Source organism: Acinetobacter sp. CAU_H_56, from assembly GCF_058599425.1.
The window spans coordinates 620,130-645,670 of the sequence record NZ_CM178654.1 but is presented as its reverse complement, the minus strand read 5'-3'; the positions used below and the strand labels follow the sequence as shown (position 1 = coordinate 645,670).

Here is a 25,541-nt window from a genome sequence, read left to right as displayed (position 1 = left end):
CAGGTTCGACATACCCCGAAATAAGTTACATTCTCAATTCCATATATTTTTTAAGACTTTCTTACAATTTTAGAAATACGTTAAATATTTATAGGACAACGATGCATAAACATAGGCTTATGAAACGCATCCCTTTCTAAAATACTTTACACACGTCATTTCAGCCTACCGTCTATCGCCCTCCCCCTAATTTGGTGATAACAGTCTGTATCTCAACTTTGTAAATCTACCCTCGAATTACTTCACAACAACAACACTCATCACAAAAGCACATAAGGGTGATTACAATGATACAACTCGCCATTATTGGTATCGTTGCTGCAGTGATCGCTGTACTGGCAGCAAGCTGGAATGGAGGTAAAAATCCCTCCAATCCTAAACCGCCAACTCCCCACAACCCTAACCCACCAACCACTCCCAATAATCCCAACAACCCACAACCTACTCCAACAACACCCGATACTTTGATTAGCAATCCGCCACTATTGCAAAAAAATTCCAAAGGCACCCATGAACTGATCGTCGCTTATAAAACCGGCAAGATTTACAATCCGAGAAATAGTACCTGGGATCAACTGTTCGTCAGAGGTTATCTCACTAATGCCAGCTTGTTTAACAAGAAAAAGGCTGGAGAGTCTGTTGAAGATCTTTTAGTCGGTCCTCAGATCCGGGTGAAACAAGGTGAAACCCTGAAAATTAACCTAAATAACCAGCTTCCACCTGAACAGAAAGCCACCTGCCCAGACAAAGTGGATAATGTGAACGATCCACATTGTTTCAATACTACTAACCTGCATACCCATGGCTTCTGGGTAAGTCCTCAAGGCAATAGTGATAATGTTTTCCTGAAATTTAAACCTCAGGAAAAATTTGATTATCAGTACAAAATGGAGCCGAATCATCCGGCAGGCACCTACTGGTATCATGCCCATCTGCATGGCTCAACGGCTATTCAGGTATCGAGCGGTATGGCAGGCCCATTAATTGTAGAAGGCTCAAGAACACCAAAAGTAAAAAATGGCAAAGTCACTGAAACAGGCGATATGGACATTTTATGGAAAGAAAAAAATAGCTATCCAAATGAAAACATCCTGTTGTTCCAGCAAATTCAATATCGATGCTCTAACCCTGGCCCGGATGTAAAATTTGACACTCCCAATAATTGCGAAGGTAAAGGCTTAGGATTACTTGAAGATTATACAGATATCGCTAATCCTGGCTCTTGGGCCGGCCAGAACTTTTATACGTCTATCAATGGTAAAGTTTTAGGAGAGATTAAAGTTGAACAGAATGCTTTTAATCGCTGGCGCATGATTCATGGTGGTGTACGCGACACCATTGGTTTGATTATTAAAGAACTGCCAAACTCCAGTAAATTTAGCGCCGCAGACACCCTTAAAGCCTGTCTGGCATATCAGGAAGCAGATCCAAAAGAGTTTAATGAGAGTTTAAAAAGCTTACCTGTTTATACGATTGCTCAAGATGGTTTGACCATGACTCAGGTACAGCGCAGAACACTGTCTGTGTTCCAGCCTGGTTATCGTCATGATGCAATGGTTACCTTCCCAACCACCAATAAATACTGTATTTATGACTCCAAATTAAATATTGAGGATGAAGTGAATGCACCGATCCCAATGGGTCAAATTACTCCTCAACTAGCTCCAAACCACCCTTTCAATGCCCAACTACTGGGATGGGTCAATGTACAGGCAAGCAAAACAAAAGCGCAGACTCCTGCCCAGTTCCTGCAAGAGCGCGCGAAAAAAATTGGTTTAAGCAAAGAGATTCAGACTCAGTTATCCAAACTTGATCTTACTGCCTTTACTGATCATCCATCATTGATGACTCCAGCAATTGACAAGCTGGTTGCCTCCAGACCGAAACAATACAGTAAATTTGAACTGGCTTTCGCAAATGGCCTTAAATTTGGCTTCCGTCATAAAGAAGATGGTGACTTACTCAGTTTTGGAGATGCATTTGATGGCGAAGGATCAGTCGGTCGGACTCATGCCAAAGACCCGGATCGTGAATATGTGCGTCAGTTACAAATTGGACAGACGGATGAATGGGAACTGACGACCGAAGCTTTTGGTGGCCATCCTTTCCATATTCATGTTAATCCATTCCAGATTGTTAAAATCTTAAAAACTGTCACTGGCCCTAATGGCGAATCCAAAGAAGTTGATGTGAGTGAATTAGCGCCTGATGATAATGATACAGATGATGTGCAATATCGTGGTATGAAAGGACAATTCAAGGATACCCTGTTTATCAAGGCGAACTATAAATTTATTCTTCGAAGTCATTACAAGAAATTTGAAGGTGATTTTGTACAGCACTGTCATATTCTCGATCATGAAGATCAGGGCATGATGGAAACGGTACGGGTCTGTGGAGGTAAATTCCCTTGTGATTCACCTCTGCCAACCTCATCTCATCATCACTAATTAGACACTCCTGAAAAGGCCAACGATCCCGATTGTTGGCTTTTTTGTTTGCCTCTATTAAATGCTTGCTGCACAATAGCTTGATTGATTTTGAGTATTCAAACTGAGGCTGATCATGGCAACATCTCCTGCTTTTACCTTATTTACGCTGAATGGAGTAGATGCGCAAAAATTCCTTCAGGGTCAAGTTACTTTAAATGTCGAAACTCTGGCTGAAAACCTGACTCGCTATACAGCGATCTGTAGCTTGAAAGGACGTATCCAGTTTGGTATCTGGCTGAAAAAAATTAATCCGGAAAGCTTCGAAATTGTCAGCCCTGAAGATCAGGCAGCAGAACTGGCCAGCCATATTAAAAAGTTTGGCGCTTTTTCAAAAATGAAACTGGAGCAGGTTGGCCCGGTTTATCCAGTTATCAATGATATCCAGACTGATTTTGTTGAAACTGAAACGGATATTACCCTTTGGCAACAGCAAGCTATTGCCTCAGGTCAGGCCTGGATTCAAGCAGCTACCGCGACCCTGTTCCAGCCACAGGAATTGCGTCTGCATCAACGTGAAGGCATTCACTATGACAAAGGCTGTTATCTGGGTCAGGAAGTGATTGCTCGCTTATGGTTTAAAGCCAAGCCAAAACACTGGTTGCATTTGATTCAAGGTACAGGCGAAGCACCTGCTGTTGCGACCAAGCTGCACAATGACGTCGAAGTGGTTAATAGTATTGGTACAGATGAGGGTTATCAGGCTTTAGTGGTTGCCAAACCTGAAGCATTGGCTGAGCTGGACGTACAGGTTCTGGAATTACCTGAAGCTTTAAGTGGTGATGTAGCACGTCCACAATAACCAACAGTTCTCTTGATGCAAAAGCCAGAATTCAATTCTGGCCTTTTTTATTTTTATTAGGCTAAACAACTAAATAGAAAAAAATTGACTGAATAAAACACACCTTAAACCGAGCACTTTTTTATTGATTCATCTCCTATATGATTCTCAAATAATTTGTAATTAGTCACATATTCAGTATTTACAAAGCCTGAAATCGTCTTATGATGTAGATGAAAACGACAAAAATCGCACCATGGAATTAGGTGTTAGAAAAATTAAGGTTATCGGAACAATGAAAAAATTAGTACTTGCTGCAATTCTTGCAGTGTCCAGTCAATTTGCCCTCGCAAACACTTCAAATGCCCCAGTCGATCCTCAATTTGCCAAAATTGAAGAGATGGTGAATGCCAAGAATTTCAAGGGTGCCTACGATGCTTTAAGCAAACTGGCCAGCCAGGGAAATGCACAGGCCATCTATAACTTAGGCTATTTAACGCAAACTGGCCAAGGTACTGCTAAGGATGAAAAGAAGGCCATCCAGTTATATGAACAGGCCGCCAGTAAAGGTTATCCAGTAGCCAACTATGTACTGGGCAAGAATTATACCGGTGGTACTTTAGGTCTTAAGCAGGATTTGGGCAAAGCCAAACAATACCTGGAACGCGCATCGGCAGCCAATTTCGATGAAGCGACGGTAGATCTGGCTATACTTTTATTTGCTGAAGGGACAACAGCTTCTGACCAGCAGGCTTTGAAAAAATTACAGCCTCTGATTAGCAAGGGTAATATGCCGGCCATTCATGCCAAAGCCTTATATGACATCAGCAACGGCTTTAAAACCAAGAATGAAAAGCCGATCCAGCAAGGTTTAAGCAGTATTCAGGATCTGGCGAAAAAAGGCTATATCCCTGCCCTGATGGCGATTGGCAATATGTTTGCCAACGGTAGTATTGTTGCGCAAAACCTGCCTGAAGCGAAAAAGATCTTTGCGGCCCTGGCACAGGAAAATATTCCTAAGGCCAGAGAATCTCTAGCAGCAGTGGATAAAATGATTGCTGAACAGAAAAAAGCACCTGCCAAAAAAAGTTGATCAGGTCTGATCAAAATAAAAAAGCTCCAACAGGAGCTTTTTTATGGGCTATAGATTTATAAGCCAGCTTGTTTAACTCCACCACAAAGTAATAAGTCCACTCGCAACCACGAAACCTGCGATAGTACTCATCAATAAAGGGGTTAAGGTCCGCTCATTGAGGCCATACGCCTGCCCCAACATACCGAAAATCGTTGGCATAGGAAGTGCTGCGATCAAGGTCCCGGCATAAATCATTTCCTGACTTAGCTGAGTCAGTCGACTAAGACCCAGATACATCAGAATCGGCATCAGAATATTGCTGGAAAATACCAAATAGAAACTTTGCAGATTCACATATTTCAGGCTCATGCCCACGATTCCGCCACCAATCGCGAACAGCGCCAAAGGTGAGGCAGTCTGTCCAATCATGGCAAAGACCTGATCCAGATAAATTGGCAGGCGAATTTCAAAAATCGCACAGGCCATACCCAGCATCACCCCCATAAATAAAGGGTTCTTGAACAGCATGAGAATGGTACTTTTCACAAGACTACCCAGATTGGCTTGATGTTGGGTACCGAGTGCAGCCAGGATCAACACCATCGGAATCAGGATCATGCTTTCAATGATGACCACCAGAGAGGTATAGGTCATTGCATGCTGTCCCACCAATAAAGTGAGTACTGCTGTACCGATCAATCCGGTATTGGACATCGCTGCCCCCAAGGATAGAACAGCGCTATGTGAAGAGGTATTCCGGAACTGACGGCGCATCAGCCAGAAGCTGAAACCATAAAGTAATAAAGTGACAGAGGTATAGACCGCAAAGTATTCAAAATACCAGATTTCATGCAGATCTTTAGAGGCTAGAAACTGAAAGAACAGTAACGGTAAGGCCACTTTGATGACAAAGGTCCCTACCATTTCAACCTGTTCTTTTTTTAGAACTTGACATTTCACACTCAGGTAACCTAGTGCCAATAATAAAAATATGGGCACAATTACCGCAATAATCATATGAAATGTCCTGTTGTTTGAGATGCGTTATTATAAGCCTTTCTAAGAAAAAATGGCCTTAAAACGATTCAAACAACTGATTTAAGCCATGCGGTGCAGAACGTAAATATTGTGGAGAAATTGCTATTTTCTCATCCAGCGTTACTGCGGCATGCCAAGGCCAGCGTGGATCATAAAGCAAGGCACGTGCAATCGCGATCGCATCAGCCTGTTTATACTCCAGTATGCCTTCTGCCTGCTGTGCATCGGTAATCAGCCCCACGGCAATGACTGGAATATCCACGTCTTTTTTAATCGCTTCAGCAAAAGGTACTTGGTAATTCGGATGTACATCAATTTTCTGATCGACGTGTAAACCTGCACTCGAAACGTGAATATAGACTGCACCCAGTTTCTCCAGAGCTTTGGATAGTTCAACTGAAGATTCTACATCCCAGCTTTCTACGCCATCCATCCAGTCCGTTGCTGAGATACGAATACCAATTGGAAAACCGTCTGGTACTGCGGCTTTAATTGCTTCAAATACTTCAAGTGTTAGACGAATACGGTTTTCAAATGAACCGCCATATTGATCCTGACGATGGTTCGACAACGGTGACATGAACTGATGCAGCAAATAGCCATGTGCTGCATGTAGTTCAATCAGTTCAAAGCCTGCTTCAACCGCTCGTTTGGCACTGGCTGCAAAATCCTGAATCACTTGTTGGATCTCATCCACACTTAGAGACTTAGGTGGATGTTCATGGTCCTGAAAAGGGATATCACTAGCAGAGACAGTTTGCCAGCCGAGTGCATGATCTGGGGCGAACTGCCCCTTGCCGCCCCAAGGTTTATCTGTAGAAGCTTTACGGCCTGCATGTGCAAGCTGTATGGCAAAAGGCATAGGAGAAATTGATTTGACTTTTTGCAGTAAGGTTTTGATCTGACTGGCCTGCTGGTCATTCCAAAGCCCTAAATCGGCATAACTGATGCGACCTTCAGGCTGTACAGCGGTGGCTTCCACAATGCAAAGACCTGCACCGGATAAGGCATAATTGGCCCATTGTTGTTCATGCCAGTAAGTGATTTCACCTTGTTCGGTTGCAGAGTACTGACACATCGGGGCAATCACAATTTTATTTTTAAGTTGCAATGATCCAAACTGAACCGGCTGAAATAGTAGTGACACGCGGTATTCCCTCTTTTTGTGAAGTGGCTTTTCAGAACTTTTTACCAAAAAATAAAAAACAGGCTCTGATGAGCCTGTTTATTTATAACGTGATTAAATTCTTTTTAGAAGATCACTCGTGTAGTCAAACCTACCACCAATGCATTATCTACTTGGTTGCTAGACCCCGGATTTATAACGTATTGCAGGTTTGGACGTAGCATCAGCCATTTTGTTGCGTTATAGCTGTAGTTGAGTTCGATATTGTATTCGGCACTCGCATCATAAGCTATATTATCAACAGATTCTTGATACTCAACAAAACGATCATTCACATGCACACGGTTCACTGCTAGACCTAAAATGTCATTTGGCTGGCTATCCACCAGACCAATATATTTCAGACCCAACTGTTGTGAATTGTCCACTTTATTGGTATCACGATCATGCCAGGTAAAGTTAGCGAATGAGTGTAAACCCTGACGACCACTGCCGGTTGAGGTCAACTGCTGCTCTACGGCTAACCAGCCAGCAAAAGTACGATTTTTAGCATCTGTTGGATTGGCTACGTCTTTCTGGTTGGCCACATCATCAGCAGTATTATACATACCACCTACACGATAGCTGCCAGGTAAACCATTTACTAATGATTTTGGTGTCCAGATTACTTCTGCAGGAATCGTCACGCCATCAGCATTGTCGGTATCCAGACTCCAGCCCTGACCTTCTTTAGTACCATTGCCGTTATCAGGATTAAATTCATAAACACCGACTTGTACAGCAACGTCAGAGTTTAGCTGCTGTTTCACACGTGCCCCCCATTGTGCGACCGGTGTATTCATCCAGATATTGCCCTGCCATTTACCCATCTGCGCAGCACAAAATGCTGTACTGGCAAAATCACAGGCCATCACGTTAAAGTCCATACCGAGACCCAGACGACCAGCTTTAATACTCAGTCCTTGATCCTTATAGTTCTTTTCAATTGAAAGTTCGGTTAAACGGCTGTCCTGGTTACCACGGCCAAATGTTCCTTGAACATTGGCCCATTGAGCTGCATCACCTTGTAAATCACGTACCGATGTACTTTGTCCCTGACGTGCAGTCGCAACTGCACGAACAGTTACGCCATCCCAGCCAGCCAGTTTTTCCATGTCTAACTGTGTACCCAACCATAACTGTGCAGAAGTTAGAGGATCAGCCCCTTCATTACGTCCGCCATCAGCCAGATAAGCTGTATCTGTCAGCAAGTTTGCTTCAAACTTGACGCCTTGTTGAGCAAGTTCAGTACGTTTTCCATTCCAGTCACCTAACAGGTACTGTCCTTGAGAATCAAATGCAGACTCAGCCTGAGCAGAGGTCATGGCTGCCATCAATGGCAATAAAGCTAGACTTAACTTTTTCATATAAAACCTAAACATATGGAGAGAGTAAAGGCAGCCTGATGCATGCCCTATATGACTTGATACAGAACGTTACATAACTTTTCACTTAAAAACGCAGCAATTTTTTTATTATTGGTAAAACTTTAAGTTATAAGAAAATATATTTTATATAACAATAAATTCTACATAATTTATATTTTTCAGTAAGTTAAATACGAAAAATCAACCCATATATTTCCTATTTTTATTATTTGAATCTGAAACCATCTCAATATTAAAGTTTATTTTTTAACCAATTGTTAAAATATTTTTGAATGTCCTGCTTATAACTTCTAGTCAAACAGGACTTGCATTCAGACTTAAAACGCCCAATATTAGCCTCATGATATTAGCTGCTAAGTGTTATGCCTGAATTACCCGAAGTTGAAACCACCAAAACCAGCCTCCTTCCCCTTCTTAATCAGCAAGTGCTAAAAGTTGAAGTGCGTCAGCCTAGTTTACGTTGGCCAATTCCTGATGATCTCGCGCGTCTGCAAGGACAGCGCCTGATTCAGCTTACGCGTCGTTCCAAATATATTCTGGCGCAATTTGAACAGGATACGATGCTCTGGCATCTGGGTATGTCAGGCAGCTTTCGCTTGTGTGAAGCCAATGAAGAATTGCGCAAGCATGATCATCTGATTATTCAGTTTGAAGAGATTCAGCTGCGTTATCATGATCCACGCCGTTTCGGCTGTATTCTCTGGTTAGATGCTCAATCACAAAGCAAACTGATTGATACGCTTGGGCCGGAGCCATTAAGCGATGCTTTTAATGCCGAATATCTATTTGAAAAACTAAAAAATAAAAATGTTGGCACCAAAGTTGCAATCATGGATAACCATGTCGTGGTCGGCGTAGGCAATATCTATGCAACTGAAAGCCTGTTCAATATGGGCATTCATCCAGCACAGCCAGCCTCAAGTTTAAGTTTCGAACAGATTGAAAAACTGGTGGTTGAGATCAAGCGTATTTTAAAACAGGCGATTGACTTAGGTGGTTCTACCTTACGCGACTACACCAATGCTATGGGAGAAAATGGTTATTTCCAGCAGACGCTGTTGGCTTATGGCCGTGCAGGAGAAATGTGCGTGAACTGTGAAACGACACTGGAAAATATCAAGCTCGGCCAACGTGCATCCGTCTATTGTCCTGAATGCCAGCCGCTAAAAAAGGTAAAGCTTTCACCTAAGCGTGTGGCTGCTGTACGAGGTAAGAAATCATGAAGACTGCGATTGTCCGTCATATTCTGGTGAAGGATAAAGATACTGCGGAACAGCTTAAAAAGAAGATTCTGGCAGGTGCAGATTTTTCCAAAATTGCCAAACAATATTCGACCTGTAACTCTGCCAAACGTGGTGGTGAACTCGGTGAAGTAAAAAAAGGCCAACTCGTTCCAGTGATTGATAAACTGGTTTTTACCGCTGCAGAACATGTTCTACATGGTCCAGTCAAAAGTCAGTTTGGTTTTCATTTGGTCGAAATTAAGTTTCGGATGGATTTTTAATTCCTTTAGGGTTCCCTCTCCTCTCAGGAGAGGGTTAGGGAGAGGTCAGAAAATAAAAAAACGGCGCTTATACGCCGTTTTTTTATTTACTCCAAAAGCTTAAGCTTCAGGACGTTTTTTTAGCTCGTCACGAATTTCACGCAGTAATTCGATATCTTCCGGAGTCGCTTCAGGTTCAGGCGCTGCTTCTTCTGCTTTATCACGGCGTAGTTTGTTCATCAGTTTCACCAACCAGAACACCACCCATGCCAATAACAGGAAGTTAATGAGAATGGTCAGGAAATTACCATAAGCAAAGACATTCAGACCTGCTGCCTGTGCTGCAGCCAAATTGGTCACATTATTTGGATTATCACCTAACACGACAAACCAGTTAGAGTAATCAACATCACCACCCAAGATCCAGCTCACGACAGGCATGATGATGTCTTTCACCAGAGAATCGATAATTTTACCGAAAGCACCGCCAATGATCACACCCACTGCGAGATCCATGACATTGCCTTTTACCGCAAATTCTTTAAATTCTTGAATAATACTCATAAAGACTCCACAATGTTTGTTTTGAAATTTTGTGATGGATTATACATTATTTCATTGCCAGCATTTTTATCTAATTTACTAGATTTGAGTAACTTTAAACATCACCTTTCATCCATAAAAAAAACCGTAACCTCCGAAAAGATTACGGTTTCTTATTGAACCGAAAAACTAAAGATTAGTCGTTACGGTGACGTTTACGTTCGTTTTCAGTCAAGTAACGTTTACGGATACGGATTGACTTCGGTGTTACTTCAACAAGTTCGTCATCTTCGATGAATTCAAGCGCTTGCTCAAGTGTGAACTCAATGTTTGGAACAAGAGTCAACGCATCATCAGTACCAGAAGCACGTACGTTTGTTAACTGTTTCGCTTTTGTTGGGTTAACAGTCATGTCGTCTGAACGAGAGTTAATCCCTACGATCATACCTTCATAAACTTCTAACTGTGGTTTAGCGAATAGACGACCACGGTCTTGTAAGCTGAACAATGCATAGCCCAAGCAAGTACCTTGAACCATAGAGATCAACACACCATTTTGACGTTTAGCAACAGTACCTTGCTTCATCGGACCATAGTGCGAGAAGCTTGAAGTCATGATACCAGTACCTGAAGTCATAGTCAGGAATTCAGAACGGAAACCAATCAAGCCACGTGAAGGTACAGTTGCTTCAATACGGATACGGCCTTTACCGTCAACTTCCATATTGGTCATTTCGCCTTTACGGTGACCCATTTGTTCCATTACAGCACCTTGATGCTGTTCTTCAACGTCAAATGTAACGTTTTCATAAGGTTCTTGTTTTTCACCATCAATTTCTTTGATGATTACTTGTGGACGTGATACGCCCATTTCGAAACCTTCACGACGCATGTTTTCAATTAATACTGAAAGGTGAAGTTCACCACGACCAGACACTTTGAAACGGTCAGGACTGTCAGTATCTTCAACACGAAGTGCTACGTTGTGAATCAATTCGCGGTCAAGACGTTCACGGATGTTACGTGAAGTTACGAATTTACCTTCTTTACCAGCAAACGGCGAGTTGTTGACTTGGAAAGTCATAGATACAGTCGGTTCGTCTACAGAAAGTGCAGGTAATGCTTCAACTGCTTTAGGATCACAAATTGTGTCAGAGATATGAAGTTCATCAATACCAGTTACACATACGATGTCACCAGCAGAAGCAGATTCAACATCAATACGCTCTAGACCATGGTAACCCATGATTTTTAAGATACGACCGTTACGTGTTTTGCCATCTTTGTCGATAACAGTAACAGGTGTATTTAATTTAACAGAACCACGTTGAATACGACCAACACCGATAACACCTACGAAGCTGTTATAGTCAAGTGAAGACACTTGCATTTGGAATGGACCGTCAACGTCAACTTTTGGTGGTTCAACGATGTCTACAATTGTTTGGAACAATGGAGTCATGTCGTCAGCAAGTTCTTCAGGAGAAGGACCCGCAACACCACGTAGACCAGAAGCATAAACCACTGGGAAGTCTAACTGTTCATCAGTACCACCAAGGTTATCGAACAAATCGAATACTTGGTCAATTACCCAGTCAGGACGCGCGTTTGGTTTATCAACTTTGTTGATAATTACGATAGGTTTCAAACCACGTGCGAACGCTTTTTGCGTTACGAAACGAGTTTGTGGCATTGGACCTTCTTGTGAGTCTACAAGAAGAAGTACACAGTCAACCATCGACATTACACGTTCAACTTCACCACCGAAGTCGGCGTGTCCCGGGGTGTCCACGATGTTGATACGGTATTCAGTATCAGTACGTTTGTCTAACCATTTAATTGCAGTGTTTTTTGCAAGAATGGTAATACCACGTTCACTTTCAATAGCGCCCGAATCCATGACACGTTCGATCTCGCCTGCGCGATCGCCAAGAGCACCTGATTGCTGTAAAAGTTTGTCTACAAGAGTCGTTTTACCATGGTCGACGTGCGCGATGATGGCAATGTTACGGAGAGTTTTAATATCTGACATGTAAATTCGATACGCTTTAAATTTGAGGGCAAATTATACAGAAAAATACAAACTTTTGACAGTGACTGTTTGTAGAGAGCGTCAATTTTTTTTCCAATTACTTTTGTAATGACGTGTAACTCGATTAGAATAGCGCCACCCAGCCTTAATTTGCATTGACACATGTCTGATTTTAATCAATCTCCTCCTTCTAAAGATCAACTTGACCTTGTCTACGGCCTTGAAGATCGTCCTAAACCGTTTATCGCATTTTTAGCCGCATTCCAGCATTTATTGGCCATTATTGTCCCAATTGTAACGCCAGGTTTACTGATCTGTCTGGCATTGGGTGTGTCTAAAGAAGACACCAACATGATCTTGTCCATGTCTTTGGTGATCTCTGGTATTGCAACTTTCTTACAATCCAAGAAAGTGGGTCCCTTTGGTGCAGGCTTGCTGATTGTTCAGGGTACAAGTTTCAACTTTATTGGCCCAATCATCGGGATCGGTTCAGCGATGGTCGCCGCAGGCACGCCTGTAGAAGCGGTGATGGCTTCGATCTTTGGTGTAGTGATTGCAGGTTCATTTATTGAAATGGGCGTGTCACGCATTTTGCCATGGGTGAAGAAACTGATTACTCCATTAGTAACGGGTATTGTAGTTCTATTGATTGGTTTAACCTTGATCAAAGAAGGTTTGATCAGCATGGGTGGTGGTTATCAAGCCATGAGTGACAAAACTTTCGCCAATGCAGATAACCTGATCATGTCATGTACCGTTCTGGCACTGATTATTCTACTGAACCGTGTGCGTATTACCTGGGTAAAAAGCTCAGCAATTCTGATTGCACTGGTTGTGGGTTATATCCTTGCCGGCTTTATGGGTCATCTCAACTTTGATGGTTTAAAAGATGCACCTCTGGTTCAGATTCCAACCCCAATGCATTTTGGTTTAAGCTTCTCATGGAGCTTATTCATTCCAATGGCATTCATTTACCTGGTGACTTCACTAGAAGCGATTGGTGATATTACCGCAACATCAAAATTATCGAATCAGCCAGTCGATGGTCAAACCTGGATGAATCGCATTAAAGGTGGTGTATTGGTAAATGGTGCTAACTCCCTACTTGCAGGCTTATTTAATACTTTCCCAAGTTCTGTATTTGCGCAAAACAATGGTGTGATTCAATTGACTGGTGTCGCCAGCCGTTATGTCGGTATCTGGATTGCTGCTCTGCTTGTGATTTTGGGTTTACTTCCAGCAGTGGCCGGTGTGATCCAAGCTGTTCCTCAGGCTGTGCTTGGTGGCGCAGTGATGGTGATGTTCGGTGCAGTCGCTGCATCTGGGATTAATATCCTGTCTGGTATTCACTTAGACCGTCGTGCCCTGCTGATCATTGCAATCTCGCTTGCACTTGGCCTGGGTGTTGCGCAGGTACCTCAGATTCTGGAACATCTTCCTGAATTATTCCGTAACATCTTTAGTTCCGGTGTTGCGACAGGCGGTATTGCAGCCCTCATATTGAATATTGTACTTCCTGAAGTAAAGAAGTAATTTCATGTCCAAAGAACACTGTCTGAGTTGGACTCGGACAGTGTTTTTTCTATTGGAGAGAGATCTATGGATCCTAAAAGCGAAGTTTTATTAAGACAATATGATTATTTGTCTGGTCGCGTATTGCTGGTGAATGCACCGACCGATGAGCTTCTTGCTGAATGTGGTGAATCTATCCAGCCCTTTGTTTGGACATGGAATTATAATGATTTTCAATATTTCCAGTCACAGCAGGCCCAGGTTCATTTCGGCGCAGAATTTCCTGATCAGGAATTTGATCAGGCGGTTATTTTCGTACCTAAATCAAAAGAATTATTGAATTATCTGATTCACAATATTGCAGCCCGATTAAAACAAGGCAGCAGTGTTTTTCTGGTGGGTGAAAAGAAAGGTGGTGTAGAGCGTGCGGCAAAGCAGCTACAGGCTTATGGTAAACTCATCAAGCTCGACAGCGCACGACATTGCCAATTGTGGCAATTGACTCTAGACTGCACGGTCGAAGCAAAAGCGTTGGTAGATTGGGCACAGACCTATACAGTGGCCACACCAAAAGGTGATTTGCAGATTTGTGCACTTCCAGGTGTATTCAGTCAGGATCATCTGGATGTAGGAACAGCGGTGTTCTTACCCTATTTATCTCAAGTGACCTCAGGCAAGATTGCCGACTTTGGCTGTGGCGCAGGTGTGATCAGTGCTTATTTAGCTAAACTGAATCCTGAGAACCGTATTTTTGCTCTGGACGTAGATGCCTTTGCCTTGGCTTCTACCCGAATGACATTTGAGAAAAATCAGCTCAGTCCTCAGCAGCTGGAAATTAAAGCTGTATCAGGTATTGAAGATGCACCGCTTTTTTTACATGCCATTGTCAGCAATCCCCCTTTCCATCAGGGAATCCAGACCAACTATGCGGCCAGCGAAACTTTATGCAAAACTTCGCGTCGCCACCTTAAGTCTGGCGGTGAATTGTGGATTGTGGCAAACCGCTTCTTAAATTATCCAATTTTAATTGAACAAAGTTTTGGCCAATGTACAGTCAAAACTGATCAACAAGGTTTTAAAGTGCTCTTTGCCAGCACTCAAAAAAATGCTAAGGAATCATGATGAGCGAAACTCAGAACAGCGTGCAGCTGCAGCGTAAGCTTGGTGCTCGTCATCTCAATATGATCGCGATTGGCGGGTCTATCGGTACAGGTTTATTCCTGGCCTCAGGTGCGACCATTGCCAGCGCAGGCCCGGGGGGCGCACTCCTCGCCTATGCCCTGATTGGCGTAATGATTTATTTCTTGATGACCAGTCTGGGAGAACTTGCGACTCATAATCCGACCTCGGGCGCATTCTTTACCTACGGTACCAAATATGTCGAAGGTGGTTTCGGTTTCGCTTTAGGCTGGAACTACTGGTACAACTGGGCGATTACCGTTGCCTTTGAACTGGTTGCCGTACAGTTTATTATGAAATTCTGGTTTCCTGATATTCCGGGCTTTTACTGGAGCGCGATCTTCCTCGCTGTGATCTTTGGGATTAACGCCCTGACAGTTAAAGGTTTTGGTGAGTCAGAATTCTTCTTCTCATTGGTGAAAGTTCTGGCAATTATTGCCTTTATCATCATCGGGATCTGGATGATTGCCAAGATCATGCTCACACCAGGTGTTTCGGCATTTGCAAACTGGAGCGTAGGTGAAGCGCCTTTTGTAGGCGGTTTCCAAGCCTTGATTGGTGTTGCCATGATTGCCGGATTCTCATTTCAGGGAACCGAGATGGTTGGTGTGGCTGCTGGTGAATCTAAAGATCCGCAAAAAACCATTCCAGTCGCAATCAAGCAGATCTTCTGGCGAATCCTGCTGTTCTATATCGTGTGTATTTTCATTATCGGGACATTGGTTGCCTATAATGATCCACGTCTATTACAGGCAGCTGCAACAGAAGATGTTGCCCTTTCTCCATTCACCTTATTGTATGAGAAAGCGGGTTTTGCTTTTGCAGCCAGCATGATGAATGCGGTCATTCTGACTGCGATTCTGTCTGCGGGTAACTCAGGCATGTATTCTTCGACCCGTATGCTGTTCGATATGGCGCGTAAAGGCAGTGCGCCTAAGCTGTTTGCCCATCTGGATCCACGCGGCGTACCGATGAATGCCCTGTATGCGACCACGGCGATTGCAGCATTATGCTTCTTGACCACATTCTTTGGCGAGCAGGAAGTGTTTAACTGGTTGCTGAATATGTCAGGTATGTGTGGCTTCATTGTCTGGCTCGGGATTGCGATCTCACATTACCGCTTCCGTAAAGGTTATTTAGCTCAAGGCTATCAACTAGAAGGTCTGGCCTATAGAGCTAAATTCTTCCCGTTCGCGCCTTGGTTTGCCTTCATCCTTTGCTCAATTGTCGTTCTAGGTCAGAATTATCAAGCTGTTCTAGATGGTGAGTGGTTGGCTGTCCTTTCTACTTATATCGGTATTTTATTATTCCTGGTGATCTGGCTAGGTTATAAGTGGAAATATAAAACCAAACTGGTTTCCTATCAGGAGATGGATGTTCGACCGATGAATATTGAAAAAGACTAAGTTCTCACCTTTATTAAAAAAGCAGCTCAACTAGCTGCTTTTTTATATTCTGAAATCAGCTATGACGCATGACAAAATTACGATCATCAATCACGATGACTTGCTGACAAATACCTTCTACTCGACGCTGCTGTTCGAAAACTTCTTTAGACATAGCATTAAAACTATCAAAGAAACTGATCTCTTTTTCATTGATTTCATAAATTAATGAATGGTTCCCCACCCCTTCAAGCGTGTCGTAGAACACGATTACAAAATGGCCTTTATCCACTGATTTTTGAATATCTGTATAAGAAAGTGGATATTCATGAACAGGCATTTTGAGTTCTTGGGCTTTTTGATAAAACTGGATTTCAAGGGGCTGTTTATCAGGATCAGTTTCTGTAAAAAATTCAACATCGAGCCCTAGTGTTTTAAGTGCAACAGCGAGCGCAATACTTGAAGCTCCCATCTCATTATTATGCTGTGTCAATTGCACTAAATCAGGAATATGCAGATCCATTCCATAATGATGAAAAATCATCCAGATCGCATAAATACCACTATTAGCTTCCAGACTTTGTAAGTCTTGAGGGAGTTCTATGCTCATGCTTTAACTCAAAATCAGTTTCGAGCAGCAAGTGTATGCAAAAAACAGCCATAAAAAAAGCGACTCAAAGAGTCGCTTTTTTTTAATCAGTGTTCAATAACGAATTATTGAGCAGCTGGTTGGTCTGCAACTGGTTGTTCAGCTAGAACAGTACGGCTACCAGTGATTGTCGCGAATACACGACGGTTCATAGCACGACCTTCTTTAGTGTTGTTGTCAGCAATCGGTTGATCCCAAGCGAAACCTTGAGTAGACAAACGAGATGCATCTACGTTGTATTCGTTAACAAGTGCAGATTTAACAGAGTTAGCACGAGCTAGAGATAAACGTTCGTTCAATGCACGTGGACCAGTGCTGTCTGTGTGACCTTCGATACGAGCAGTTGCGTTTGGATATTCAACTAGCTTCTCAGCAACTTTCGCGATTTCTGGTTTGTATTGGTCTTTGATGTTTGATTTATTCGTATCAAAGAACACACGAAGTTCCATGTTCAGGTCTTCAGTCAACTCTTGTGGAGCTGGAGCAACTGGAGCAACTGGCTCAACTGGAGCAACTTCTACAACGTCAGCAGCTGGTTTCAAACGGCCACCTAGAACTACGTTAAGACCAGCAAGTGCTGTATAGTTCCAGAATTTTTCGTCGAAGTGGTAAGTACCACGAGCTTCAGTACGTAGCGCTAAAGCATCGTTGATGTGCCAGAATGCACCGATACCAGCATTACCTAGTGTACCTTCTTCTTCATCACCACGTCCACCACGCGGCACATCATCAAATTTATATTTGTAATGACCAGCACCTAACAATGCATATGGCTTGATTTTGCTGTCATAGTTGCCAGTGAACACATCAGAAGTTGCATAGAAGTTACCTGCAATGTTCTGGCCTTTGTATTCTGCACCAGGAGCTGCATAATCTACATCGCCTTTCACCTGGCTATATTCAGCTTCAAAACCTAACCATGGAGTTAATTCAACACCGATCGCAGCACCAACGAATAAATCGTCTTGAATTTCACCTTGAGTTGGTGCTAATAATTCACCGTCATTACCGCCATTGTTGTGTTGGGTGTCTTGCCAAGTATAACCTAACATTAATGGAGTAACAGTTACGCCTGCGTTTGCAGCAGCAAAAGGAGCAGCTACAAGCATTGCTAAAGCAATACGACTCATTTTCATGGATTTATCCTCCAGAGATAACAATTGTTGTTCAAGCTCAAGCCTTCTAATAGGCCATTCTGAGATAGGCTTTTTTTACCCCAGTGTTATTTTTAAGCTATTCACTGCGCATCATACAAACACTTTATTATTTTTCCAAGTGCTTGATTAATCTAATCAAGTAAATTATTGACAAAATTACTTACAATTTCCGTTGTAATTCAGTAATTTTTTACTCAATTTTTTGTTGTGAATCGCCTATTGTCATTGCCAATTTATTTTTAAGCGCCTTTTTGAATTTTGAGTAAGGCATTGCTTACTCGCTCAATTAAGCATAAAAAACGCACAATTAATAGCATGTTTCAAATAAAAATAATATATAAATCAGGTAACTCTATGTATAAAAAGATAACAAGAGCGTTCACTATTGTTGAGTTAATTATCTGTATTGCCCTTATCGCAATTGTGATCACCATTGCCTTGCCTTACTTTCATGATTATCTATCCAAGCAGGAAGCTAAAAATATTCCGATGAAACTTACAGCAACCAATCGTTATGCACGCAGCCAGGCAGCTGTGTTTCACCAGAATATTGTGATTTGTCCCAGTCAAGATTCATTAACCTGTCAAGCAAACCAATGGAATAAAAATTTGCTGGTATTTATTGATAAAAACCGTAATCGTCAAGTCGACAATGACGAACAAATTTTACACATTGAACAACTTAATCTTAAATACGGTAACTTGAGTTGGCGAGGTGCTTTAAGTATGCCGAACGTAACTTATCAAGCCCAGACGGCTTTACCTATTGGATCGAATGGCAGCTTTTATTATTGTTCTACTCACCTTGCATCTCAGCAACGTATTGTTTTGAATAAAATGGGACATATCCGGATCGAACATATGACCTCCTGTTAACAAAACCCTAGAGTCTATGATTTATCCATATTAGGACTTTAATCCTGTACTTTTTTCAATATACTGCTTAGGTTCGAGAAAAAATGATCAAAACTTATAGGGAGATATAACAATGACTGACATCGTAATTGTCAATGGCGCACGTACAGCGATGGGCGGCTTCCAAGGCAGCCTAGCTAGCGTTACTGCACCTGAACTGGGCGCTGCCACCATCAAAGAAGCGATTGCGCGTTCAGGCTTGCAGCCAACCGATATTGAAGAAGTCATTATGGGTTGTGTACTCCCGGCAGGTTTAAAACAAGGCCCTGCTCGTCAAGCAATGCGCAAAGCAGGTCTGCCTGATTCTACCGGTGCCGTCACCATTAATAAATTATGTGGTTCAGGCATGAAAGCAGTCATGCAAGCGGCAGATATGATTAAGGCAGGTTCTGCAACTTATGTAGTTGCTGGTGGTATGGAATCCATGACCAATGCGCCATATGTATTACCAAAAGCGCGTGGCGGTTTCCGTATGGGTCATGGTGAAATCAAGGATCATATGTTCCTGGATGGCCTGGAAGATGCTGAAACTGGTCGCCTGATGGGCTCATTTGCTCAAGATATGGCAAATAGCAAAGGCTATACACGTGAACAGATGGATGAATTTGCAATCCGTTCACTGAAACGTGCTCAAACTGCAGTCAATGAAGGCTACTTTGCTGATGAAATCGTACCAGTCACTGTTTCCACCCGTAAAGGTGATGTGGTCGTTGATAAGGACGAACAGCCTTTCAATGCCAATATTGACAAGATTCCCACTTTACGTCCTGCTTTTGCAAAAGACGGGACAATTACGGCAGCAAATGCCAGCTCAATTTCAGACGGTGCCTCTGCCCTTGTGCTGACTTCAAGCGACAATGCGGCGGCTAAAGGTTTAGCGCCTTTGGCTAAAATCATCGCTTATGCTTCAAACTCCCAGCATCCATCTGAATTCACGATTGCGCCAGTGGGTGCGATTCAGAAAGTTCTGGATAAAACTGGCTGGAAAGCTGAGGAAGTTGACCTTTGGGAAATCAATGAAGCGTTTGCCATGGTCACCATGTGTCCAATGGATGAGTTCAAACTTGATCCTGAAAAAGTCAACATCAACGGTGGTGCATGTGCACTCGGTCACCCGGTTGGTTCTACAGGTTCACGTATTATCCTGACCTTGATTCATGCTTTGAAACGCACAGGTGGTAAACGTGGTATCGCTGCGCTATGTATTGGCGGTGGTGAAGCAACTGCGGTCGCAATCGAACTGATCTAACTCTTTTATAATCAAGTAACAGAGAGGGCTTTTATAGCCCTCTTTTTATTTTATAAATATTTCATTTTTTATAATCCATCTATAAAGTAAATTCTTTTACTTACATTTTCATAAAGCTTCTTTATCAATCAAATTCAATTCAAGGCGTAAATTAAAGGGATTCAAAACAAGAAAAGGAAGCCTGCATGCGACTTAATCACTATCTTAATTTTCAGGGTGAAACCGAAGCTGCCTTTACCTTTTATCGTTCAGTGTTCGGTGGCGAATTTTCTAGTCTAACCCGTTATGGAGATACGCCTGGACAGCAAGGAATTGATTTATCAGATGAAGAAAAAAATCTGATTTTGCATATCTCACTTCCAATTAATGAATACACAGAGCTCATGGGCTCTGATATCAATGACAAACTCTGTACTGAAAATACACCAGTATTTAGTAAGGGTACTAATCACTATATTGCGATTATTTTAAGTGCCAGTGAACAGGATGAAGCCAAACGACTCTATGAAGCTTTATCGGTGAATGGTCAAATCGAAATGCCTTTAGAAAAAACCTTTTGGGGTGCACTTTATAGTGCCTTTACGGATCAATTCGGAGTGCAATGGATGATTAACTGCCTACTTGAAGAACATGCACCCTAAGATTTAAATACAAAAAAGCCTCCAGATGGAGGCTTTTTTAGTTGAAGGCGAATTAAGCCCCAGTTTGATAATTCGGTGTTGGTACTGCTGTTGAAGCTTGGTACGGATTAGTGAAATCACCCAAACCTGCAGCGGCTTCCTGAATATCTTTACCTTCTTTAATGACAAAAGTATCGAAACCAGAACGCTTCATGTAGTTCAAGACATCTTTGAACACATCACCAGTCGCACGCAGCTCACCCTGGAAACCTTGACGGCGAAGCAATGCAGCAAATGAATAACCACGACCATCATTAAAACCTGCAAACTCAATCAAAATCGCATCAAGTTGCTCAAGCGGAAATTCATTAGTTTCAGGTGAAGCATCAACCGTTAAGTACAATGCTTTTTTACCAGAAATATTGGCAATCTGGTCTAACTGATCCACAGTCAGAACTACATCACCCTGTGGCAATACACCATCTTCACCAATTAGCTGGTAAGTGTTATCTGCAATTGTGCCATCTTTAGAGAGCACTTGTAGTGCGGTATTAAGCATATGCGCGCTCCTTGAATGGTTGAATGCCGACACGACGATAAGTATCGATAAACTCTTCACCATCCTGACGCAAGTCAAGATAAGTATTCAGAATTTCTTCTACGATATCTGGCACCACTTCTGCAGCAAATGATGGTCCAAGAATATCGCCAATAGAGGCATCATGATCTGCATTACCACCTAAAGTGATCTGGTAGAATTCAGCACCTTTTTTGTCTACACCCAAGATACCGATGTTACCCACGTGGTGATGACCACAGGCATTCATACAACCTGAAATGTTCAGGTCCAGTTTACCCAAGTTGTAAATGGTATCCAGATCATCAAAACGGCGTGAAATTGCTTCAGAAATTGGAATAGATTTCGCATTTGCTAGTGAGCAGAAGTCACCGCCTGGACAGCAGATAATATCAGTCAAGAAACCGATATGCGCACGTGCCAGGTTATGCTGATCCAGCGTCTGCCACAATTCGAACAGGTCTTTTTGTGGTACATCTACCAGCGCAATGTTTTGTTCATGGGTCGTACGCAGTTCACCAAAGGTGTACTTGTCGGCAAGGTCTGCAATCAGGTTCATCTCTTCAGTGGTCATATCACCCGGTGCAATACCCGCACGTTTCAGTGAAATCGTGACAATACGATAACCTTTCACTTTATGTGCATTGGTATTGATGTTGAACCATTGCTTAAACTTCGGATACTGGGCAAACAGTTCAGTGAAGTCTTCATCCGCATAATCTTGGTAATCAAATGGAGTAAAGTTTTCATCCATTTTCGCCAGCGTTTCAGCATCAATCTTTAACGTTTTAACAGTATGTGCAAATTCGGCTTCAACTTTCTCAGCAAAGACTTCAGGCGTCAGAGCTTTTACCAAGATTTTGATACGCGCCTTATATTTGTTGTCGCGACGGCCGTGCAGGTTATAGACACGTAGTACCGCTTCAAGATAAGCAATCAGGTCTTCACGTGGCAGGAAGTCACGAATAAAACTACCAATTACTGGCGTACGCCCCAAACCTCCACCGACTTTAATTTTATAGCCGATTTCGCCTGCTTCATTTTTCACAATATAAACACCGATATCGTGGAATGAAGTTGCCGCACGGTCAATCTCTTCCAGCGCAGATACCGCAATCTTGAACTTACGTGGCAAGAAAGCAAATTCCGGGTGGAAAGTTGACCATTGACGGATCAATTCACAAGTTGGACGTGGATCTGCAATTTCACCTGCCACCACACCTGCATACTGGTCGGTGGTAGTATTACGGATACAGTTCCCTGAAGTCTGGATCGCATGCATTTGCACGGTTGCCAGTTCAGCCAGCATATCAGGCACGTTCTCTAGTGCAGGCCAGTTAAACTGGATATTCTGACGGGTTGAAACGTGTGCATAGCCACGATCATACTCTTTCGCCAGATCAGCCACTTTACGAAGTTGTTTAGAATTCATCAGGCCATAAGGCACCGCAATACGCAACATTGGCGCATAACGTTGTACATAAAGACCATTTTGAAGGCGGAGCGGACGGTATTCATCTTCCGTCAATTTGCCCGCTAAATAACGTTCCGTTTGGTCACGGAACTGTGCAACACGTTCATTAATCAGTTGCTGATCGAAATCAGTATATAAATACATGGCGTACAGCTAGTAGTTTCTATTATATCGTCGGCAAGGATAACGACATTGAATCTATCAATAAAATGCTTTTTATACATATTTCATAGCGATTTTATTGATAAGCCTAGCAATCTTTCAATGATATAAAGCTTTAGATCAGCTTCCTCTGATTTTTAACGTGAATGATTTATTTATTAAATCTTTAGCAGTTTTTTTCATAAACCAAAATAAGAAAGTCATTCAATTACCACTCTTTGGTTTCGCCTAAAGCCTGACCAATAAATTGATATCGCATAGTTGATCTTGAAAACTTGATTGGACAAGCCAGTTGAGCTTCAGTTTGCTCCCGCTGATCAGCTTTAACAGGCACCTGTACCACCCATTCACGTTGCTGCGCCAGTTCAGAATGCAGGGCTTCATCAAGCTTTAGTACTGGTTCGACACAGAAATCTGCCTGAGAAAATAGGGCTTGCCAGTGAGATAAAGGTTGGGATCTGATTTTATCGCGAATCGCCTGTTTCACTAAAGCATGATCTTCAGGTGCGAAAGAAGTTCCTTTTTCCAGAATGATCGGCAAATCCAGCAACTGTGCCAGACCTTGCATGAATTGAGGCTCCAGACTGCCTACTGATAAATAGCGATCATCCTGAGTCTGATAATAGTCATAAAAGGTACCGCCATTTAAGTAACCGGATTCTATCTGCTGATGCTGATTACCCGCCAAACTGGCAGAAGCTGCCATATTATTTAATGTCGCCGCGCAATCGGTCATGGAAATATCAATATATTGTCCTTGACCACTGCTCTGCCGCTCAATCACCGCTGCCAGAATGGCAACCAGCGCATGCATAGAGCCACCCGCGACATCGGCAATCTGGATTCCCATTGCCGGTGGTCCGCTTTCGATCCGGCCACTATGTCCGGCAATCCCAGATAAAGCCAAATAGTTAATATCATGCCCTGCCCGATCTTTATAAGGGCCAGTCTGACCATAACCAGTAATCGAGCAATAGATTAAGCGTGGATTGAGCGCACTGAGTGTTGGATAATCCAGGCCAAGCCGTTGCATCACACCTGGACGAAATTGTTCGACCACAATGTCATAATCTGCAATTCGGGATTTGATCTGTTCAATATGCTGGGGATTCTTTAAATCCAGTGCGACAGAATGTTTGTTTCGGTTCAGATAATTATGCGTTGTGGCCTGTCCATGTGCAAAAGGTGGCATTAAACGCACCAGATCAGGACGTGTGGGTGATTCAATATGCACAACTTCTGCACCCATGTCTGCAAGATATAATGTGGCAAATGGACCGGGTAATAGTGTAGAAAAATCTAATATTTTCAAACCTTTTAATGCATATGACATTGGAGTTATTACTCTATTTATATCGCTTTTTGTCTCATCATAAGAACATAAATGCCCAAAAACAATGTCATGTTCAGCCATTTACCTTGATAGTTTCGGCAATTTAACATGTAAGAAAATGGTAATTGGATTCTTGTAAATTGCCATTGATTTTTTATTTTTTGTCATTTAGGTCAAATATTAGTGAACATTAAAGAGACTGAAGGATTAAACATGAGTCGTGATACGATCAGTATCCATTTCGTCAATGCAGCCTTATATGGCGTTAAGCGCCTGGGCATGGATGTCGATACTTTATTGTCTCACGTTGGGATTGAAGCCGAGCTTCTGCATCAGCCGAAGGCCCGTATTTCGCCTGAACAATATACCCGTTTTATCAAGATGCTCTGGATGGTGACTCAGGACGAACATGTCGGTTTTGACAAACAGCCGCGTCGTCTGGGCACTTTCGCGATTATGTGCCAGTTGATCATCCATGCCAAAACGCTGGGCGATGCACTCGAGCTTTCTTCTCAATTCTACAAACTCTTTGGTGACGACTGGTCTGTAACCCTGGAGCGTGACAAGCATGAAGCGCGTCTGGTTCCTCTGATTCCAAATTCGATGGATCCGGAACACTTTATTACCGAAAGCATGCTGATGATCTGGCATGGTCTGGCATCGTGGTTAATTGAACGTCGTCTGCCGCTGGAACGTGTACATTTCAGTTACCCTCGCCCTGCGCATGCAGATGAATACGATGCGCTGTTCTTTGCACCTGTGATGCAGTTCGATATGCCGCGTACTGAAATTACCTTTGCAGCGGATTATCTGGATTTGCCAATTCGCCAGAATGAAGAAACTCTGGAAGAATTCCTGAAAGCAGCACCTGCTCAACTTCTAGTTAAATTTAAAAATACCAACTCGCTGACTTCGCGGATCCGGGATGTATTGAAGAGCCAGATCGGTGAAGAAATGCCGACCTTAAACGATGTTGCATCGATGCTCTATCTATCCCCACAAACCCTGCGTCGCCGTCTTGCTGCCGAAGGCAAGAGCTATCAGGGCGTAAAAGATGCACTGCGCCGTGATGCCGCAATTCATTTATTGCTTAATCCGGATCTGACTCTGGAAGATGTTGCACAACAGGTCGGCTTTAGTGAAACCAGTACTTTCCACCGTGCTTTCAAAAAATGGACAGGGGTAACACCAGGCCTATACCGTCAGTTACACGGTTACCATTAAAAACCTTGCTATAAAATTGTATACTTGAAAAGTATCGTTTATTAAGCGCTACAAGCCCCTAGCCCAAGCTCCAGACTTGGGCTTTTTTATGCCTGCTTTTTAATCCATCAA

Annotated in this window: 22 protein-coding genes; 12 read left to right on the top strand and 10 right to left on the bottom strand. The window is 42.7% G+C overall.

The features are described 5' to 3' along the window. Positions 1-287 precede the first annotated feature (287 nt). From AC4MCC_RS03175 to AC4MCC_RS03165, 3 genes are all read left to right on the top strand, one after another. Entirely contained in the window at positions 288-2,450 is a 2,163-nt protein-coding gene (locus AC4MCC_RS03175) for a multicopper oxidase family protein (RefSeq protein ID WP_491885675.1), read from the top strand. Between the two features lie 115 nt (positions 2,451-2,565). After that, positions 2,566-3,291 carry a CAF17-like 4Fe-4S cluster assembly/insertion protein YgfZ gene (gene ygfZ / locus AC4MCC_RS03170; RefSeq protein WP_312210017.1) on the top strand — a complete coding sequence of 242 codons (726 nt, stop codon included), beginning with the start codon at positions 2,566-2,568 and terminating at the stop codon, positions 3,289-3,291. 274 nt (positions 3,292-3,565) lie between these two features. Beyond that, on the top strand, positions 3,566-4,363 hold the full coding sequence (locus AC4MCC_RS03165; RefSeq protein WP_159123689.1) for a tetratricopeptide repeat protein: 798 nt from the start codon (positions 3,566-3,568) through the stop codon (positions 4,361-4,363). Positions 4,364-4,435: 72 nt separating this feature from the next. Here AC4MCC_RS03165 and AC4MCC_RS03160 read toward each other — a convergent pair whose 3' ends face one another. From AC4MCC_RS03160 to AC4MCC_RS03150, 3 genes are all read right to left on the bottom strand, one after another. Then, on the bottom strand, positions 4,436-5,362 hold the full coding sequence (locus AC4MCC_RS03160; RefSeq protein WP_419364668.1) for an AEC family transporter: 927 nt from the start codon (positions 5,360-5,362) through the stop codon (positions 4,436-4,438). Between the two features lie 58 nt (positions 5,363-5,420). Continuing rightward, positions 5,421-6,530: an NADH:flavin oxidoreductase/NADH oxidase gene (locus tag AC4MCC_RS03155; RefSeq protein WP_419364670.1), complete on the bottom strand. Its 1,110-nt coding sequence runs from the start codon at positions 6,528-6,530 to the stop codon at positions 5,421-5,423. Positions 6,531-6,634: 104 nt separating this feature from the next. Beyond that, the gene (locus AC4MCC_RS03150) at positions 6,635-7,915 is read right to left on the bottom strand and encodes a carbohydrate porin (protein ID WP_419364672.1); all 1,281 of its coding nucleotides are present in this window, start codon (positions 7,913-7,915) and stop codon (positions 6,635-6,637) included. A 383-nt stretch (positions 7,916-8,298) separates the two neighbouring features. On the opposite strand from AC4MCC_RS03150, the gene mutM reads away from it, so the two are divergent. Further along, positions 8,299-9,159, top strand: a complete 861-nt coding sequence (gene mutM / locus AC4MCC_RS03145; protein WP_159123685.1) for a bifunctional DNA-formamidopyrimidine glycosylase/DNA-(apurinic or apyrimidinic site) lyase — start codon at positions 8,299-8,301, stop codon at positions 9,157-9,159. After that, the gene (locus AC4MCC_RS03140; protein ID WP_005237136.1) at positions 9,156-9,440 is read left to right on the top strand and encodes a peptidylprolyl isomerase; all 285 of its coding nucleotides are present in this window, start codon (positions 9,156-9,158) and stop codon (positions 9,438-9,440) included. Before mutM ends, AC4MCC_RS03140 begins: the two co-directional genes overlap by 4 nt. Positions 9,441-9,539: 99 nt before the next feature. On the opposite strand, the gene mscL is transcribed toward AC4MCC_RS03140, so the two are convergent. Together mscL and typA are read right to left on the bottom strand one after the other, a co-directional pair. After that, positions 9,540-9,983: a large conductance mechanosensitive channel protein MscL gene (gene mscL, locus AC4MCC_RS03135; protein ID WP_419364674.1), complete on the bottom strand. Its 444-nt coding sequence runs from the start codon at positions 9,981-9,983 to the stop codon at positions 9,540-9,542. A 175-nt stretch (positions 9,984-10,158) separates the two neighbouring features. Next, positions 10,159-11,994 carry a translational GTPase TypA gene (gene typA / locus AC4MCC_RS03130; RefSeq protein WP_067731027.1) on the bottom strand — a complete coding sequence of 612 codons (1,836 nt, stop codon included), beginning with the start codon at positions 11,992-11,994 and terminating at the stop codon, positions 10,159-10,161. Between the two features lie 162 nt (positions 11,995-12,156). Here typA and AC4MCC_RS03125 point away from each other — a divergent pair, with 162 nt between their 5' ends. The 3 genes from AC4MCC_RS03125 to AC4MCC_RS03115 all read left to right on the top strand — a co-directional run bounded on the left by AC4MCC_RS03125 (position 12,157) and on the right by AC4MCC_RS03115 (position 16,091). Continuing rightward, a complete protein-coding gene (locus AC4MCC_RS03125) occupies positions 12,157-13,527 on the top strand; it encodes a uracil-xanthine permease family protein (protein ID WP_419364676.1) in 1,371 nt (456 codons plus the stop codon). A gap of 66 nt (positions 13,528-13,593) precedes the next feature. Continuing rightward, positions 13,594-14,628 carry a methyltransferase gene (locus tag AC4MCC_RS03120; RefSeq protein ID WP_419364678.1) on the top strand — a complete coding sequence of 345 codons (1,035 nt, stop codon included), beginning with the start codon at positions 13,594-13,596 and terminating at the stop codon, positions 14,626-14,628. Next, a complete protein-coding gene (locus tag AC4MCC_RS03115; protein WP_419364680.1) occupies positions 14,628-16,091 on the top strand; it encodes an amino acid permease in 1,464 nt (487 codons plus the stop codon). The genes AC4MCC_RS03120 and AC4MCC_RS03115 overlap by 1 nt, the downstream gene beginning before the upstream one ends. A gap of 55 nt (positions 16,092-16,146) precedes the next feature. Here the strand turns inward: AC4MCC_RS03115 and AC4MCC_RS03110 are convergent, their stop codons facing one another. Then, entirely contained in the window at positions 16,147-16,680 is a 534-nt protein-coding gene (locus AC4MCC_RS03110; RefSeq protein WP_419364682.1) for a cysteine peptidase family C39 domain-containing protein, read from the bottom strand. A gap of 104 nt (positions 16,681-16,784) precedes the next feature. After that, a complete protein-coding gene (gene omp38, locus AC4MCC_RS03105) occupies positions 16,785-17,855 on the bottom strand; it encodes an outer membrane protein Omp38 (protein WP_419364684.1) in 1,071 nt (356 codons plus the stop codon). 375 nt (positions 17,856-18,230) lie between these two features. Here omp38 and AC4MCC_RS03100 point away from each other — a divergent pair, with 375 nt between their 5' ends. From AC4MCC_RS03100 to AC4MCC_RS03090, 3 genes are all read left to right on the top strand, one after another. Continuing rightward, positions 18,231-18,752: a GspH/FimT family protein gene (locus AC4MCC_RS03100; RefSeq protein WP_491885674.1), complete on the top strand. Its 522-nt coding sequence runs from the start codon at positions 18,231-18,233 to the stop codon at positions 18,750-18,752. A 112-nt stretch (positions 18,753-18,864) separates the two neighbouring features. Further along, positions 18,865-20,040, top strand: coding sequence for a thiolase family protein (locus tag AC4MCC_RS03095; RefSeq protein WP_166139143.1), 1,176 nt, complete (start codon positions 18,865-18,867; stop codon positions 20,038-20,040). 185 nt (positions 20,041-20,225) lie between these two features. Further along, complete coding sequence (locus tag AC4MCC_RS03090) at positions 20,226-20,681, top strand: VOC family protein (RefSeq protein WP_159123676.1); 456 nt, start codon at positions 20,226-20,228, stop codon at positions 20,679-20,681. 52 nt (positions 20,682-20,733) lie between these two features. On the opposite strand, the gene AC4MCC_RS03085 is transcribed toward AC4MCC_RS03090, so the two are convergent. The 3 genes from AC4MCC_RS03085 to AC4MCC_RS03075 all read right to left on the bottom strand — a co-directional run bounded on the left by AC4MCC_RS03085 (position 20,734) and on the right by AC4MCC_RS03075 (position 24,206). Then, the gene (locus AC4MCC_RS03085) at positions 20,734-21,219 is read right to left on the bottom strand and encodes a DUF934 domain-containing protein (protein WP_491880235.1); all 486 of its coding nucleotides are present in this window, start codon (positions 21,217-21,219) and stop codon (positions 20,734-20,736) included. Beyond that, positions 21,212-22,855 (bottom strand): nitrite/sulfite reductase, encoded by a 1,644-nt coding sequence (locus AC4MCC_RS03080; RefSeq protein WP_180003868.1) that lies wholly within the window; start codon positions 22,853-22,855, stop codon positions 21,212-21,214. Before AC4MCC_RS03080 ends, AC4MCC_RS03085 begins: the two co-directional genes overlap by 8 nt. A gap of 226 nt (positions 22,856-23,081) precedes the next feature. Beyond that, the gene (locus AC4MCC_RS03075) at positions 23,082-24,206 is read right to left on the bottom strand and encodes a CaiB/BaiF CoA transferase family protein (RefSeq protein WP_491885673.1); all 1,125 of its coding nucleotides are present in this window, start codon (positions 24,204-24,206) and stop codon (positions 23,082-23,084) included. A gap of 213 nt (positions 24,207-24,419) precedes the next feature. Here AC4MCC_RS03075 and AC4MCC_RS03070 point away from each other — a divergent pair, with 213 nt between their 5' ends. Next, positions 24,420-25,430: an AraC family transcriptional regulator gene (locus AC4MCC_RS03070; protein WP_004785199.1), complete on the top strand. Its 1,011-nt coding sequence runs from the start codon at positions 24,420-24,422 to the stop codon at positions 25,428-25,430. The last annotated feature ends 111 nt before the right edge of the window (positions 25,431-25,541 follow it).